At 70.9% G+C, this 15,121-nt stretch carries 14 protein-coding genes; 10 read left to right on the top strand and 4 right to left on the bottom strand.

Going from position 1 to position 15,121, the window contains the following annotated elements; translation table 11 throughout:
• The first annotated feature begins 71 nt into the window (after positions 1-71).
• Together EDF31_RS02020 and EDF31_RS02015 are read left to right on the top strand one after the other, a co-directional pair.
• Positions 72-824, top strand: a complete 753-nt coding sequence (locus tag EDF31_RS02020) for a hypothetical protein (protein WP_131844997.1) — start codon at positions 72-74, stop codon at positions 822-824.
• The gene (locus EDF31_RS02015) at positions 821-1,663 is read left to right on the top strand and encodes a hypothetical protein (RefSeq protein WP_207896089.1); all 843 of its coding nucleotides are present in this window, start codon (positions 821-823) and stop codon (positions 1,661-1,663) included. Before EDF31_RS02020 ends, EDF31_RS02015 begins: the two co-directional genes overlap by 4 nt.
• A 13-nt stretch (positions 1,664-1,676) precedes the next feature.
• Here EDF31_RS02015 and EDF31_RS02010 read toward each other — a convergent pair whose 3' ends face one another.
• Both EDF31_RS02010 and EDF31_RS02005 read right to left on the bottom strand, forming a co-directional pair.
• Positions 1,677-2,327 carry a helix-turn-helix domain-containing protein gene (locus tag EDF31_RS02010; protein ID WP_243649808.1) on the bottom strand — a complete coding sequence of 217 codons (651 nt, stop codon included), beginning with the start codon at positions 2,325-2,327 and terminating at the stop codon, positions 1,677-1,679.
• Complete coding sequence (locus EDF31_RS02005) at positions 2,324-3,841, bottom strand: APC family permease (RefSeq protein ID WP_131844996.1); 1,518 nt, start codon at positions 3,839-3,841, stop codon at positions 2,324-2,326. The genes EDF31_RS02010 and EDF31_RS02005 overlap by 4 nt, the downstream gene beginning before the upstream one ends.
• Before the next feature lie 208 nt (positions 3,842-4,049).
• On the opposite strand from EDF31_RS02005, the gene EDF31_RS02000 reads away from it, so the two are divergent.
• The 6 genes from EDF31_RS02000 to EDF31_RS01975 all read left to right on the top strand — a co-directional run bounded on the left by EDF31_RS02000 (position 4,050) and on the right by EDF31_RS01975 (position 10,282).
• Entirely contained in the window at positions 4,050-5,543 is a 1,494-nt protein-coding gene (locus EDF31_RS02000) for an APC family permease (protein ID WP_131844995.1), read from the top strand.
• Between the two features lie 80 nt (positions 5,544-5,623).
• Positions 5,624-7,663, top strand: coding sequence for a primary-amine oxidase (locus EDF31_RS01995; protein ID WP_131844994.1), 2,040 nt, complete (start codon positions 5,624-5,626; stop codon positions 7,661-7,663).
• Between the two features lies 1 nt (position 7,664).
• Positions 7,665-8,252, top strand: a complete 588-nt coding sequence (locus EDF31_RS01990) for a hypothetical protein (protein ID WP_131844993.1) — start codon at positions 7,665-7,667, stop codon at positions 8,250-8,252.
• A 563-nt stretch (positions 8,253-8,815) separates the two neighbouring features.
• Positions 8,816-8,998, top strand: a complete 183-nt coding sequence (locus EDF31_RS01985) for a hypothetical protein (protein WP_123292879.1) — start codon at positions 8,816-8,818, stop codon at positions 8,996-8,998.
• A gap of 18 nt (positions 8,999-9,016) precedes the next feature.
• Positions 9,017-9,553 carry a MarR family transcriptional regulator gene (locus EDF31_RS01980; protein ID WP_131844992.1) on the top strand — a complete coding sequence of 179 codons (537 nt, stop codon included), beginning with the start codon at positions 9,017-9,019 and terminating at the stop codon, positions 9,551-9,553.
• 114 nt (positions 9,554-9,667) lie between these two features.
• Positions 9,668-10,282: a TetR/AcrR family transcriptional regulator gene (locus EDF31_RS01975; protein ID WP_131844991.1), complete on the top strand. Its 615-nt coding sequence runs from the start codon at positions 9,668-9,670 to the stop codon at positions 10,280-10,282.
• Between the two features lie 133 nt (positions 10,283-10,415).
• Here EDF31_RS01975 and EDF31_RS01970 read toward each other — a convergent pair whose 3' ends face one another.
• Together EDF31_RS01970 and EDF31_RS01965 are read right to left on the bottom strand one after the other, a co-directional pair.
• Positions 10,416-11,552, bottom strand: a complete 1,137-nt coding sequence (locus EDF31_RS01970) for a Gfo/Idh/MocA family oxidoreductase (protein ID WP_123294463.1) — start codon at positions 11,550-11,552, stop codon at positions 10,416-10,418.
• Positions 11,528-12,328 carry a sugar phosphate isomerase/epimerase gene (locus tag EDF31_RS01965; protein WP_207896091.1) on the bottom strand — a complete coding sequence of 267 codons (801 nt, stop codon included), beginning with the start codon at positions 12,326-12,328 and terminating at the stop codon, positions 11,528-11,530. The genes EDF31_RS01970 and EDF31_RS01965 overlap by 25 nt, the downstream gene beginning before the upstream one ends.
• 255 nt (positions 12,329-12,583) lie before the next feature.
• Between EDF31_RS01965 and EDF31_RS01960 the strand changes: the two genes are divergently transcribed.
• Positions 12,584-13,882 (top strand): MFS transporter, encoded by a 1,299-nt coding sequence (locus tag EDF31_RS01960; RefSeq protein WP_123294465.1) that lies wholly within the window; start codon positions 12,584-12,586, stop codon positions 13,880-13,882.
• A 4-nt stretch (positions 13,883-13,886) separates the two neighbouring features.
• Positions 13,887-15,119: an MFS transporter gene (locus EDF31_RS01955; protein ID WP_131844990.1), complete on the top strand. Its 1,233-nt coding sequence runs from the start codon at positions 13,887-13,889 to the stop codon at positions 15,117-15,119.
• Positions 15,120-15,121: the final 2 nt, after the last annotated feature.

Here is a 15,121-nt window from a genome sequence, read left to right as displayed (position 1 = left end):
GGGCGCAGTGCATGTGTTCTCGAATTCGAGACGACACACTGCAACTGTCTCATCAATGATACGATAGCGGGATGCAGATCGACCAGGTCATCCCCGAACTCCGCGGCACCGCTGGCTTCGGTGCGACCCGGATCGCTGTCCGTTCCGGAGTGAGCCGGCCGACGGTCTACCGCATGCTCGGTGGCGCGCCGCCGCGGGTCGACGACCTCCGCGAGCTCGCCATCGCGGCGGGCTTCGACCTCGAGGTCACCCTCTCCGTCCTCAGCGATCCCCTCGCAGCGGTGGCGGCGCGGTCACGTCTCGGCGATGACCGCCTGGCCGACTGGGCCGACCCCGCGTCCGAGTGGGTCGCACGTCTCCAGCGGTTCGTCGGGACGGCGGAGCACGCGGACGCTGCTGCCGTGATCGCGGAGGCCGGAGCTGCGGCCGGTCCGCTCCACCGGGACGGAACCGTCCTGCTCACCGCCGACACGTGGGACATCGATCGCCTCGTGTCGGCCGGACGTGCGTCGAACGCGCCGTGGGCGCTGTCCGGCTGGGCGGCGCTCGACGCACTCGGCATCGGTGACGGCATCGTCGCGCCGACGATCGTCTGGACCGAGGATCCCCGCGCGTTCGCCCAGCTCCTCGGTGACACGTTCCGCCGCGGACGGGGCGCGGCCGTGGACGTCGCCGTCGTGCCCGCGCACCCGTCCGTGTTCATCGGCGCGACCGAGATCGAGGCGGTCCACCTCGTGGACCCACTCCAGGGCCTCATCGACGCCGCCGGCCTCGGGGAGTCCGCCCGGAGCGCAGTGGCGCAGTACGCGGGGGGTGGCCGATGAGTCCGCAGCAGCCGTGGGACCTCGGCCCTGGCTCGTACGTCAAGCGGCCGGCGCGGCCGACGCCCGTCCCACCCGCGGAGCGCGCCGGATCGGTCCGGACGGCACCGGACGAGGCCCTCGCCGCGACCGGGGTGTCGTGGGACGCAGCCCGGATCGACCTCGGTCGCATCGGACGGTCGTCGTCCTCGCGTGCGCGCCACCGCTTCAGCGCCGTGCTCCCCGATCTCGTGTGGAACGCCGCAGCGCTCGAGGGCAACACCTTCACCCTGCCCGAGGTCCGGACGCTCCTGGACGGTGTCACCGTCGGCGGGCACCCCATCGAGGACGAGCGGCAGGTGTTCGCGCTCGTCGACGGCTACACGCATCTCGACGCGCTCGTCGCGTCGCAGGGATTCGTCCTGTCGAAGGTCGTCTCGGACGACCTGCACGGCCGCGTCGCGGTGCACGAGGCCATCGAGTCCGGGGCCTTCCGCGGGGAGGGCGACGTCGGTGGCGGTGGAGCCGTCCGGTTGGCGTCAGGCGGCGTGGTCGACGGTGTGCCGCAGGACGAGCTCGAAGAGCGGTTCGCATCGATCTGTGCGTTCGTCGGAGCGCTGGAGGACCCCCGGGAACGTGCGTTGGCCTACTTCGCAGCGGCGACACGCTCGCAGTTCTACTTCGACGGCAACAAGCGCACGGCTCGCCTGATGATGACGGGTCTGCTCATGTCGGAGGGGTACGACGCGGTGAGCATCCCGTTCGTGCGCCAGTTCGAGTTCAACCAGGCGTTGGACGTCCTCTTCACGCGGGACGATGCGACCCCGCTGATGGCATTCGTCGCCGACTGCGCTGCGTCCTGAGCGAGGTCCTTCCTCACCCGAGCAGCGGCTCGAGCCGCGTCACCGCCCGCCGCAGGTGCACCAGTGCGTCCCCCGGCGACGACACCCGGGCGGCCGGCGCCGACAGGGTCAGCCCCGCCACGAGTTCTCCGCGCTCCCCGCGGACGGGCAGCGCCAGGCACCCGAACCCCGCCGTGAACGCGCCGACCTGGTGGACCGGGCCGAGGCCCCCTTCGGCGTGCAACCGCCCCATCGCACTCGACCCGGGCGTCGCCCGCAGTGCGGCCTCGTCGAGCAGGGGGAAGTCCGGGTCGACGTCGATGTCGCGCACACCGGCGGCGTCGTAGCGCGCCAGGTGCACGCCCGCCCGGACGGCGGAGCGGACGTCGGCGAGCACCGATCGCACGGCTCGGGGCAGCGGTGCGAGTGCCGGAGCCGGCGACACCGCGGCCAGGTCGGCGACCTTGTGGCCGAGGGCGAAACCGCGCAGGTCCGGCAACCGGACGAGGTACTCGTCCTCGACGAGCAGGGTGATGAGCCGGTACGTGGTGGCCCGCGGCATCCCGAGGGAGTCCGAGATCTGCTGAGCGGTGACACCCGGTCCCGCGTGCGCGGCGGCCTCCAGCACCGCGAGGGCGTTCTGGATCGCCTTCGGCTGCCGCGCGCGGAGTCCGGGTTCGCTCACCGCACCTCCGCCTGGTGGCCGGTTCCGGCGGACGGACGGGAGGCCCCCAGCAGGTCCGCCTCGACCGGCACGTCGTACACGGCGCGGCTCCGACCCCGTCGCCAGGGTCGCCGACGCGTGGCCACCAGGAACGCGACCACCACCGCGGCGACCGACCCGACGGCGATGGCGACGGCCGGCCAGCGGGTCGACGCCGCCTCGACCCCGAGGTAGGTGAGCAGGACGGCGGTGAGCAGGATCCCGGTCGTGACGGCGACGACCGCGACCCCCGCCGTCAGCTCGCCGATGCGCCGCAGGAACATCGGTGCCGCGAAGCACGTCAGGGCGTAGGCGGCGATGTACCCGAGGGCGGCGACGACGAGCTCGGCCTCCATCAGTGTCCACGTCGGGATCCCGCTCGCCAGGCCGAGCACCGGCAGCACCGTGAGCACGCCGCACGCGACCGCGCCGGCCACGAACGGGGTCCGGAAGCGTGGCGACGCCCGACCGAGCACCCGGGGCAGGACCCCCTCGCGGCCCATCGCGAACAGGACCCGCACGAGCGCCGTGGTCGAGGCGATCGCGCACGCCGTGAACGACGCCGCGATCCCGAGGTCGAGTGCCCACCCGATCCACTGCATGCCGAAGGCGTTCGCCAGCTCGTTCACGGGCGAGGCGCTCGACGCGAGGTCGGCGCCCACGGCGGCGAACCCCATCTGCTGGGCCGCAGCGCTGACCACGTAGAGGACGCCGGCGACCAGGACGGTCCACGAGATCGCGCGGGGGATCGCCTGGAACGGGCGCCGGGCCTCCACACCGAGCACCGACGCGCTCTCGAACCCGACGAACGCGGTCACGGCGAGGGCGGTGCCGACCGCGAACGACGCCGGCTGCGTCGGCCCGAGGGCGACGGCGGAGGCGTCGGCCGGGTGCAGGCGCGCGACCAGCGCGACGATCAGGACCACGATGACCGCCACCGACAGCGACTCGACGAGCAACGTCAGCCGGGTCGACAACCGGACCCCGAGCGCGATCACCGCGAAGACGGCCGCGCCCATCACCAGCACCACGACGATCGTGACCAGGGCGTCGTCGCCGGCGGCCGGCACGAAGCGGGACAGCAGGTAGTCGAGGTAGTAGCCGCTGCCGGTGAGCGAGAACATCGCAATGAAGCCGTACCCGAGCAGCAGGGCGGCGCCCGCGACGACCCCGGCGACCGGGCCGAGCCCGAGCGAGACGTAGGTGTAGAGCGACCCGGTGCCGGCGACGCGTCGGACGAACTGGTTCACCGTCCGCCCGACGAGGAACGACAGCGCCATCGCGGCCAGCAGCGACCACGTGGCCCCCTGGCCGGCGACCGTCGCGACGAGGACCGGGATCGTGGTCGCTGCGGCGGACGGTGCCACGGCGGACACCGACTGCGCGAGCACGTCGACCGGGCCGATGCTCCGCCGCGACAACCCGTCGACGGGGGAGCGCGTGCCGACGCCGGGCACCCGTGGCGGGTCGGCGATGGCTCGGTCGAGCGCGGTCATGCGGCAACCGTAGGGCTGCGCCGTTGCGCCCGTGTCTCGGTGGTGTTTCGGCCGCGTCTCACGCAAATGAGACGCCTCCGACGAGCACGTCCCATTCGGCGGCGACAGGGCTTCACGCCGGTGGAACGGCACCGCAACGGCGGCGCGGGACCGTGGTCACACCCAGCACCACCACCAGCGTCCCACCCACCCGAACCGGAAGGCCACGATGTCCAGCATCACGAAGGACCCCGCGTCACTCGGAGCCGCACCCGCGCCGCAGCGGACCATGCGCGGCTCGCTCGGCGTCACCGCGATCGTGTTCATGGTCGTCGCGGCCGCCGCCCCGCTCACCGTCGTCGGCGGCGCCGCCCCGCTCGGCATGCTGCTCGGCAACGGGGTCGGATTCCCGTCGCTGTACGCCGCGTCGGCCGTCGTGCTGCTGCTGTTCTCGGTGGGGTTGGCGGCGATGACCCGGCACGTGCCGCGGCCCGGCGCGTTCTTCACGTTCGTCGGGCACGGCCTCGGGCGCCCGGCCGGTGCGGGAGCCGCCACGCTGGCGCTCCTGACGTACACGACCATCCAGGTCAGCGTGCACGGGTACATCGGGTACCTGCTCGGGGTCACCGTCACGGGCCTCGGCGGGCCGGACATCCCCTGGTACGTCTGGTCGCTCGTCGTCGTGGCCCTGGTCGGGATGCTCGGCTACCGGCACATCGACCTGTCGAGCAAGGTGCTCGGCGTGATGCTCGTCGGCGAGGTCGGCATCGTGCTCGTCCTGGTCGCCGCGATCGTGTTCCGCGGCGGGGCCGACGGCCTGTCCCTCGCACCGTTCGAGCCGACCCAGATCATGTCCGGGTCGCCCGGCGTCGGGCTGATGTTCGCCATCGCCGCGTTCATCGGGTTCGAGGCCACCGCGATCTTCCGCGACGAGGCGAAGGACCCGGAGCGGACCATCCCGCGTGCGACCTACACGGCCGTGATCGGCATCGGCGTCTTCTACACACTCGCGTCGTGGGGTCTCGTGATGGCGTGGGGCCCGGACGGCATCCTCGCCGAGGTCGCGAAGGACCCGGGGTCGCTCATCCTCACCACCGCCGCGCAGTACATCGGCAGCGCCGGGGAAGCCGTGCTCAACGTGCTGCTGCTGACGAGCATGTTCGCCTGCGTCCTGTCGTTCCACAACGTGATCACCCGGTACCAGCACTCGATGGCGAACGCGTCGCTGCTGCCCGGCCGGCTCGGCGACGTGCACCGGAAGCACGCGTCGCCGCACACCTCGAGCCTGGTGCAAACCGTCACCGCCGCCGTGCTGATGGTGCTGTTCGCGGTGCTCGGCCTCGACCCGGTGCTGCAGGTGTTCAGCTGGTTCGCCGGCGTCGCCACCCTGGGCGTCGCGATCCTGATGGCCGCGACGAGCCTCGCCGTCATCGTGTACTTCCGCCGCAACCCAGGTGACCGGCGGGTCTGGAACACCATCGTGGCCCCCGTCCTCGGGTTCCTCGGGCTCGTCGCCGCCGCCGTCCTGATCTGGGTGAACTTCCCGACGCTCGTCGGCGACGTCGACGCCTCGGGCGCGAGCGTCTTCGGCGTCGTGAGCATCGTGCTCACCGGCCTGGTCGTGGTCGTCCCCGTCATCGGCGTGGTGCAGGCGCTGGTGCTGCGACGTCGCAGTCGGAGCCGCTACGAGCTGATGCTCGACCGTCTCGCCACCGAGAGCTGACCCGCCGGGCGCACCACGCGCCTCCCGGCCGAACCGACCTGACCCCACGCACGACGCAACGCGCAAGGAGCACCACGCACATGACGATCACCGACCCGACCACCGTGACCACCGACGCAGCCACCACCGAGCACCCGCTCGGCAGCCTGACGCCCGACGAGTTCACCGCCGTCCGCGACCTCGTCACGGCGCAGCCGGACTGGACCGACACCACCCGCTTCGCCTACGTCGGCCTCGAGGAGCCGCACAAGCAGGAGGTCCTGGCGTGGCAGGCCGGCGACGGCCCCCTGCCGGACCGCACGGCCCGGGTGATGCTGCTCGACATGGCGACCGGTCGCTCCACCGACCGCGTCGTGTCGATCACCACCGGCACGGTGCTGCGGACCGACGTGCTCGACGGGTCCCGTGGCCAGCTGCCCGTCCTGATCGAGGAGTTCGACGCCGTCGGCGAGATCGCGAACGCGGACGAGCGCTGGGTCGCTGCCCTGGCGAAGCGCGGACTGTCCGCCGACGAGGTCAAGTGCGTGCCGCTGTCCGCCGGGTACTACGACTACCCGGAAGAGGTCGGTCGGCGCATCCTGCGCGTGCTCGCCTTCAAGCAGGACCACCCGGCCGACCACGTGTGGGCGCACCCCGTCGACGGCCTGTCGGCGTACGTCGACGCGGCGAACCGGGCCGTCACGCGGATCGTGGACGTGGCGGACATGCCCGTTCCGACCACCTCGGGGAACTTCGACGACCCCGCGGTGCAGGGCGAACCGCTCGACCTCAAGCCGATCGTCATCACCCAGCCCGAGGGGCCGTCGTTCCGCGTCGACGGCGAGTTCGTCGAGTGGGCGAACTGGCGGTTCCAGGTCGGCTTCGACGCCCGCGAGGGACTCGTGCTCCGCCAGCTCTCGTGGCAGGACGGCGAGCGGCTGCGCCCGATCGTGTACCGGGCGTCGATCGACGAGATGCTCGTGCCGTACGGCGACCCGTCTCCGGTGCGGTTCTGGCAGAACTACTTCGACACCGGCGAGTACCTGTTCGGTCGCTTCACGAACTCGCTCGAACTCGGCTGCGACTGCGTCGGCGAGATCCAGTACTTCGACGCCGTCCTGGCCGACGAGCTCGGCAACCCGCAGACCATCCGCAACGGCATCTGCATGCACGAGGAGGACTTCGGCACGCTCTGGAAGCACGGCGACATCTACACCGGCTCGCAGGAGGTCCGTCGATCCCGGCGCCTGGTGATCTCGTTCTTCACCACCGTCGGCAACTACGACTACGGCTTCTACTGGTACCTGTACCTGGACGGCACGATCGAGTGCGAGGCGAAGCTCACCGGCGTGCTCTTCACCAGCTCGTACCCGGGGCGCTCGGAGTCCGGCGACGACTACCCCTACGCCTCCGAGGTCGCCCCCGGCCTCGGTGCCCCGTACCACCAGCACCTGTTCTCGGCGCGGCTCGACATGATGGTCGACGGGCTGTCGAACGCCGTGGACGAGGTCGACGCCGTGCGGGTGCCGGTCGGACCGGGCAACGAGCACGGCAACGCGTTCACGAAGTCGGTGACCCGGATCGCGTCGGAGTCGTCGTCGGGTCGTCTCGCCGACGCCTCGAAGGCGCGCACGTGGTTCGTGTCGAACACCGAGGAGCGCAACCACCTCGACCGCCCCACCGGCTACGTGCTGTACCCGCAGGACGCCCCGGTGCTGCTCGCCGACGACTCGTCCTCGGTCGCCGCGCGTGCCGAGTTCTCCCGCAAGCACCTGTACGTCACGCAGTACGACCCGGCGGAGCGCTTCGCCGCCGGCGACTTCGTGCACCAGAACCCCGGCGGCGACGGGGTCGCCCGCTACGTCGAGGGGGACCGACCGCTCGACGGCGAGGACATCGTGCTCTGGCACACCTTCGGCCCGACGCACTTCCCGCGGCCCGAGGACTGGCCCGTCATGCCGGTCGACTACGCCAAGTTCACGCTCAAGCCGTACGGCTTCTTCCCGCGGAACCCGGCCCTCAACGTGCCGGCCGCGATCGGTGCGACCGCGGCGTCGCACTGCTCGCACCACGCGTCCGGTGGCGTCGAGGCGGCGCACGACGCCGTCGCCCACGACCACGGGCACGGACACGGACACTGACGTGACCGACCTGCTCGGGCTCGCCGCGATCGTGCCGGCGTCCGCCGGGGCCTGTTGCACGGTCGGGGCGTGGCGCCCCGGCCGTGCGGTCGACGTGGTGGCGGCAGTGGTGATGGTGGACGGGGCCTTCGGGCCGCGCGTGCTGCCCGGGGTGCTCTGGTTCGTGGTGCTCGCGCTGCTCGCCGTGGTGGTCGCCGCGGTGCACCGGATGCAGAGTGCGTCCGGCGCGTCTGGTGCGTCCGGTTCGGTCGGGAGGCCCGGGTCGGCTCCGTCGGTCCGGGTCGCGTCGGCGCACGGTCGGTTCGGGCGACTGCACGCGGCGCTCGGTCTGCTGGTGATGGGCGCGCTGGGCGTCGGCATGGCGCACGACCCCGGCATGACCGGCATGGCGGGTGTCGGCATGCACGGACACGGCGGTGCGGTCGCGGTCACGTGGCAGGTCGTCCTCGGCGGCCTGACCACCGGCTACCTGCTGCTCACCGCCCACATGGTGCGGGACGGCATCCGGCGTCGGACCCGCGCGCTCCCCGTCGTCGAGACGCTCGCCATGGGGATCGCGGTGGCGGTGATGGCCGCAGCGATGGTCTGACGGCTCCGGAAGGCATCCCGCGACGATGGAACCGCCGCGGGATGCCTCGAGCACCTAGCCCTTCCGCCCCAGGTCGTACAAGAACCGCGCCACGGTCACGAGCAAGCTCGCGATCCCCAACCACGGAACCTGACGCCTGCGGTCGGACTCGTTGTCCTTCGACATCGAGTCCTCCTCTCGGTGTCAGCCGGCCGACACGAAAGAGCGGAGAGCCAGGGATGCGTACGCGAGCGTGCCCGCGTACGCTTGCTCCCGAGCGCTCAGCTCGGGAAGACTTGTTTCCCTGGCTTTCCACTCGGAGAGCTGATCGAAGCCCACCACCGTTGCTGCGGTGGTGGGCTTCAACTTTGCCCGGATGCACTCCCCGGCGAGAGTGGCATCTGATGTGCAGCGTATCGGCGGGTCTTCGACCGCAGGCCGCCGCCGCGCGCTGATGTGCGACGCGAACTGTTCGGCGCGCGAAACGTACAGTTTGCGAACCGTTCGTTGCGGAAAACGTTCACGTCGTGAAAGAGTTCGAGCGTCCGCACGGGACGAACGGCCGCAGAAGGGCGGGATCAGACATGCACAGCACGTACTCCGGGATGCCTCGGGCGGCACGGATCGGTGGCAGCCACACCCGCATCGGTCTGACCGACCCGGCCGTCATCGACGCCTACGTCGAGCGCCGCATCGAGGACCCGTCGCTCCTCGCCGGTCGCGCCGAGCCGGCGTACGCCGACTTCTTCACCGTCCCCGCCGCGTAGCAAGGAGCGCATGATCACATGCCGTTGACCGTCGTCCGTCGAGAGCACGTCCACCTCTACGCCCACGAGCCCCGATCCGAGGCCGCGAAGACCGCCGTCGACGCGCTGCTGCGCCTCCAGCACGCCGAAGAGCAGCAGATCGAGTCCGCGCGCATCGAGAGCGGGCTGAGCAAGAACGAGTCCCTGGCGATCCGGTACATGCTCCAGGCCCACCGCGACGGCCGCACCATGGGCCCCAAGGACCTCGCCGTCATGCTGACCGTGTCGAACGCCTCGGTCACGAAGCTCGTGGACGCGCTGGTCGACAAGGAACTCCTCGTCCGCACCGCGCACCCCACCGACCGTCGCGCGCAGGTCCTCGAACCCACAGACCTCGCCGCCGAGAAGATCGATGCCTCGTACGCCCGCTTCCACGAGGCCGTGGTCGGGGTCCTCGACCACCTGTCCGATGCCGACAACGCCGTCCTCGCGGAGTCGCTGACCAGGATCGTCGACGCGCTCGCCGACGGTGAGTCGGCACCGGTCGACGAGTACACCGTCGACGACCAGGACTGACGCGACCCGGGGCAGTCGACGCGACCCCCTGCGGGCAGGAGGCGCGGTGCGGTCCCGCCACGGGCCTCCAGTCCAGGGGGTGGCGCTAAAACCTTCCAGCGGTAAGTTGGGTGCATGACGCACCCCGCCGACGACGACGCGGCCCCGCCGCGACGCGGCGGGTACCGCAAGGGAGCCGAGCGCCGGACCCAGATCCTCGACGAGATGATCCGCATGGTCGCGGAACAGGGCGTCGACGCATCGTCGTTGCGGTCCGTGGCCGAGGCCCTCGGGATCACCCACGCGGCGCTCCGCCACTACTTCCCCAGCCGTGACGAACTGCTGCTCGCCGTCTACCGCGAGCACGAGGTGCGCGAGCAGGGGGCGCCCGACCGGTTGAAGTCGGCGATCGGGGACATGCGCGACAGTGCCTCGCGCAACCGTGCGGTGCCGGGCCTGGTGCAGCTCTACACGACGCTCGCGGCCGACGCGGTGCAGGAGGGGCACCCGGCGACCCGTGACTTCATGCGGGAGCGGTTCACGCGGCTCCGGGCCGACCTGGCCGCGTTGATCGCGGCGGACCAGGCGGCGGGACGGATCCGCGGCGACCTGGACCCGGTCGACCTCGCTTCGCTGAGCATCGCGGCGTCCGACGGGCTGCAGGTGCAGTGGTTGCTCGACCCCGAGGCCGTCGACGGCGAGAAGGTGCTGCGGTTGCTCGAGCAGATCGTGCCCGCGCCGCCGGAGTGAGCGCGGCGCGGGTGCGCTTGTGCGGCCCGCGCTTCGCGGCGTGCGTTTCGTGAGCAGAAATGGTCGGGTCCCCGTTCGGGACCCGACCATTTCTGCTCACCAGGTGCGGCGCGGTGCGCGACGCACGACGTGACTACGCGTTCGCGGCCTCGGCGAGGACCGCGGCGGCGGGGTCGAAGTCCTCGGGAAGCGGCTGGATCGGGTCGATCGACGAGGTGATCTCGACGGACTGACCCGACTCGGCGGCGTCGCGGATGCCGAGCATGACATCCAGTGCGTGCGACGCGACGGCACCGGAGGCGCGCTCCGGGCGGCCCTCGGCGATCGCGCGGGCCAGCTCGACGACACCCGTGCCACGGCCCCAGGTGGAGCCCTTGTGCGTCAGCGTGGTCGGCTCGTCCTTGCCGAGCGTCCACAGCGTGCTGTCGCCGTCGAAGACGTTCGGGTCCGGCAGCACGATGGTGCCCTCGGAGCCGTTGATCTCGACGAAGCCGTTGCGGGGCAGCGCGTGCTGGAACGACAGGGTCGTCTGGGCCGACTGGCCGCCCTCGAACGAGATGAGCGCTGCGTGGTGCGTGGGCACCTCGACGGCGAACTCGGTGCCGGCGCGGGGGCCGGAACCGATCACGCGCGTCTCGCGGGACTTCGACGACACGGCCTGCACGCGCGAGGCGGCGCCGAAGGCGTGCAGGAGCGTCGTGACGTAGTACGGGCCGATGTCGAACAGCGGACCGGCGCCCTGGGCGTACAGGAACTCGGGGTCCGGGTGCCACTGGTCCGGTCCGGGCACGTGGAACATCGTCGTCGCGGTGAGCGGCGTGCCGATGTCGCCACGGGCGATGGCGCGGATGGCGGTCTGGATGCCGGCACCGAGGACGGTGTCGGGGGCGCAGGCGTAGCGGACACCGGCGGCGGCAGCGGCTGCGAGCAGCTCCTGCGCGTCCGAGGCGTTCGTCGCGACCGGCTTCTCGCTCCAGGTGTGCTTGCCGGCAGCGATGATCTGCTGCCCGACCTTGGCGTGCTCGGCGGGGATCGTGATGTTCACCACGATCTGGATGTCGTCGCGGGCGAGGAGCTCCTCGACCGTGCCGGACGCGGGCACGCCGTACTTCTCGGCCTGGGACGCGGCGCGCTCGAGGATGAGGTCGGCGACCATCAGGACCTCGACGTCGGCGAACTGGGTCAGGTTCGTCAGGTACTGGTCCGAGATGTTCCCCGCACCGATGATGCCGACTCCGATGCGGCTCACTTGTCGTTGTCCTTCAGCCATGCGAGGGACTCGGTGATGCCCTGGAAGACGTCGCCCGAGTAGGCGTCGAACTCGACGACGCGGATGGCCTGCGGCGCCGCGGCGAGGATGCCCGCCACGTTCACGTCGCCCTGGCCCGCGGGGGTCTGGTTCTCGAACGCACGCTGCAGCGCCTCGGGCACGACGAGCGCGCTCTCCGACGAGGGCAGCGCGGTGAGGATGTCACCGTCGACCTTGCCGTCCTTGACGTGGATGGCGACGACGCGGTCGCCGAGTGCCTTCAGGACGGCGGGAGCGTCGGCGCCACCGACGGTCGCCCAGAAGGTGTCGAGCTCGAGCACCGTCTCCGGGCTGATCTGCTCGACGAAGTGGTCGTAGACCGTGCGGCCGTCGACCTTGTTCGTGAACTCCCACTGGTGGTTGTGGTAGCCGAACTTCAGGCCGCGCGAGGCTGCCTCGGCGGTCAGGACGTTGACGCGCTCCGCGATCTTCGCGACGTCGTCGGCGGTCTGCCAGCGGTCGGTCGGGATGAACGGGTCGATGACCGTCTGGATGCCGAGGCGCTCGGCGGCGTCCCAGATCGGCGCGGTGTCCTCGGCGTCGATCACGGCGACGTGGCCGGACGGCGCCTTGAGGCCGGTCGCGGCGAAGGCACGCTCGAGGTCCGTGGCGCGCTCGACGAACGCGTAGGGCTCGACGTTCTCGTACCCGATCTCGGCGACACGGGCGATGGCCTTGTCGAGGTCTTCGGCGATGGCGTCTCGCAGCGAGTACAGCTGCACAGAAGTGGTGGGCATTGCAGAGGCTCCTTCGGTCCTGTCTGGGGGTCGCGACTCCCAGGTGTCGAAGCACTGGGTGTCGCAGTCCGTCGAGGAGCGATGCTCCACGGCGAGATCGATGACGACGCTACCCCAAAAACCACCCGGTGTGTAGTTTTTGCGTCCTCCCGTGTCGCACGTCATTACATGAACGACACCTGTCGATGTATGCTCAGCCAGTCAAAACCGTGCACAGGACGGTTTTGGCCACCAGCATCGACTCGAGGAGGCGTCATGAGCACACCCGAACCCGGCAGCCCGGCACTGTTGCACCCCGAAGAGGGCATCACCCAGCCGATCAGCACCGTGAAGGTGGGCATCGGCTACCAGATCGCCCTGTTCCTCGGGCAGTTCGGCCTCTTCGTCGCACTCATGGCACCGGTCTACGTCAGCATGCAGCTCAAGGCGCAGGCCCTGGTCGGCGACGACGCGGCGAACGTCATCGGCTCGGTGCTGCCGATCGGCGCGTTCGGTGCGCTCATCATGAACCCCCTCGCCGGCGCGCTGTCCGACCGCACCCGCACCCGTTGGGGTCGTCGTCGGCCCTGGCTGCTGAGCGGTGTCGTCGTCTTCGCGATCGCCCTCGCTTGGATCGCCTACTCGCCCGACGTCCTGAACCTGACGCTGGCCTGGCTCCTCGCCCAGCTCGCCGCCAACGCGACGCTGGCCACCCTGCTCGCGAGCTTCGCCGACAACGTGCCCCAGCTGCAGCGCGGCCGCTCGTCGAGCATCATCGCCCTCGCGCAGAACATCGCCGTACTCGCCGGCACCTACCTGTCGGTGTTCTTCGTCGCGAACCTGCCCGTGCTGTTCATCGCACCCGGCATCCTGGCGATCATCCTCGTCGCGGTGTACGCCGTGGTCGCCCGCGACGACCTGCCGACGTACAAGCTGAAGAAGTTCACGTTCCTGAACCTCATCGCCTCGTTCTGGACGAACCCGATCAAGAACCCGGACTTCGCGTTCGCCTGGTGGTCGCGCTTCCTGATCATCTTCGCCACCTTCATGTTCACGACCTACCGCCTGCTCTACATGGAGAAGCACCTCGGCATCGAGGACGCGAAGGAGGCCACTGCGGCCGTCGCCTTCGGTGTGCTGCTCTACACGATCGCGCTCCTGGTCAGCGCGGCGCTGTCCGGCTGGGCGTCCGACAAGATCGGCCGTCGGAAGGTCTTCGTCGGTGGCTCGACGGCGATGTTCGCCGTCGGCCTGGTCGTGCTCGCGCACGCCGACACCGTGAACGGCTTCTACGTGGCCGAGGTCATCATGGGCTTCGCGTACGGCATCTACTCGGCCATCGACACGGCGCTCGTCGTCGACGTGCTGCCGAACGCCGACCGCCCCGGCAAGGACCTCGGGGTCATCAACATCGCCAACGCGCTGCCGCAGTCGCTCGCTCCGGCCGTCGCACTGTTCTTCCTCAAGATCGGGTCGGGCGACGCCGCCGACAACTACACGCTCATGTGCTGGGCCGCCGGCGCGATCGCCATCATCGGTGCCCTTGTGGTGATCCCCATCAAGCGGGTTCGATAGCCGGATGCACACCTCCGGGGTCGACGTGGACCGCAGCCAGCTCGCCGGGTGGCGGAACGCGATCATCGTCGCGTTCGCCATCGGTGGGATCAGCCTGGCCGGCTGGGGTCCCAGGCTCCCGGAGCTCCGCGTCGAGCTCGGTGTCGACATCGGCACCATCGGTCTCATGCTCGGCGGTGTCACGATCGGCTCGATCGGCGGCCTGCTCAGCGCCGCCCCGCTGCTCCGGCGCCTGGGCGGCCGACGTGCCCTGACGGCGGTCGCCGTCCTGGTCCCCGCCGCACTGGCGCTCATCGGCGTCGCCGCTGCGCTGCACTCCGTGCCGCTCGCGAGCGTCGGGTTCGTCGTCGCCGGTGCCGGGATCGGCGCGCTCGACGTGATGGCGAACGTCGAGGGCACGGCGATCGAGGCGCTCGCCGGTCGCACGCTGCTCCCGTTGATGCACGCCGCCTGGTCGGGAGGCGCGGCCCTCGGCGCCGGGATCGCCGCCCTCTGCGCGTGGCTGGGCATCACCCCCTCGGCCCAGTTGATCGGTGAGGCCGTCGTCATCCTGGTGGTCGGCGTGATCGCCATGCGTGCGATCCCGGACGGCACGCGCGCCGAGGAACACGACACGACGCTCACCCCGCGGCAGCGCCTGCGGCAGTGGGCGCGCGGCTGGGCGGACGTCCGACTGCTGCTGATCGGCGTCGTGATGCTCGGCGTCGAACTCGGCGAGGGGTCGGCGAACAACTGGCTCGCCCTGGCGGCCACCGACGGACACGGCCAGACGGCGACGGTCGGCGCACTCTTCTTCACCGTGTTCGCGGTCTCCGAGGCCGCGACGCGCGTCTTCGCCGGCCCCGTCGTCGATCGGCTCGGACGGGTCCGGACGGTCCGCTGGACGACCGCGCTCGGCATCCTCGGCGCCGTCCTGTTCATCGTCGGCACGACCTGGTGGCTCACGCTCATCGGCGTGGTCCTCTGGGCGGTCGGCGTCTCGATGGGGTTCCCGCTCGGCATGTCGGCAGCGGCGCAGAGCGGCCCGAACCCGGCTGCCCGGGTCAGCGTCGTCGCGTCGATCGGGTACTTCGCGAACTTCGCCGGCCCGCCCGTCATCGGCGCGATCGCCGAGCAGGTCGGCGCGCTCAGCGCGCTCTGGTTGATCGCCGTGCTCTTCGTGGCCGCCTTCGCCGCATCCGGGTCGCTGCGTCCGGTCGCCGAACCGACCCACGAGCGGGTCAGCGACCCTCGGTAGCG

The organism is Curtobacterium sp. PhB142, from assembly GCF_004341255.1.
GTDB lineage: Bacteria > Actinomycetota > Actinomycetes > Actinomycetales > Microbacteriaceae > Curtobacterium.
This window is presented reverse-complemented; position numbering and strand designations above follow the sequence as displayed.

Bases quoted from the DNA above. Each gene is read 5' to 3' on its own strand.
- EDF31_RS01975 (WP_131844991.1), top strand. From the start codon at position 9,668: ATGACGCACCCCGCCGACGACGACGCGGCCCCGCCGCGACGCGGCGGG.
- EDF31_RS02000 (WP_131844995.1), top strand. From the start codon at position 4,050: ATGTCCAGCATCACGAAGGACCCCGCGTCACTCGGAGCCGCACCCGCG.
- EDF31_RS02015 (WP_207896089.1), top strand. From the start codon at position 821: ATGAGTCCGCAGCAGCCGTGGGACCTCGGCCCTGGCTCGTACGTCAAG.
- EDF31_RS01980 (WP_131844992.1), top strand. From the start codon at position 9,017: ATGCCGTTGACCGTCGTCCGTCGAGAGCACGTCCACCTCTACGCCCAC.
- EDF31_RS02005 (WP_131844996.1), bottom strand. From the start codon at position 3,841: ATGACCGCGCTCGACCGAGCCATCGCCGACCCGCCACGGGTGCCCGGC.
- EDF31_RS01985 (WP_123292879.1), top strand. From the start codon at position 8,816: ATGCACAGCACGTACTCCGGGATGCCTCGGGCGGCACGGATCGGTGGC.
- EDF31_RS01970 (WP_123294463.1), bottom strand. From the start codon at position 11,552: ATGGCTGAAGGACAACGACAAGTGAGCCGCATCGGAGTCGGCATCATC.
- EDF31_RS01955 (WP_131844990.1), top strand. From the start codon at position 13,887: ATGCACACCTCCGGGGTCGACGTGGACCGCAGCCAGCTCGCCGGGTGG.
- EDF31_RS01965 (WP_207896091.1), bottom strand. From the start codon at position 12,328: ATGCCCACCACTTCTGTGCAGCTGTACTCGCTGCGAGACGCCATCGCC.
- EDF31_RS01995 (WP_131844994.1), top strand. From the start codon at position 5,624: ATGACGATCACCGACCCGACCACCGTGACCACCGACGCAGCCACCACC.
- EDF31_RS01960 (WP_123294465.1), top strand. From the start codon at position 12,584: ATGAGCACACCCGAACCCGGCAGCCCGGCACTGTTGCACCCCGAAGAG.
- EDF31_RS02020 (WP_131844997.1), top strand. From the start codon at position 72: ATGCAGATCGACCAGGTCATCCCCGAACTCCGCGGCACCGCTGGCTTC.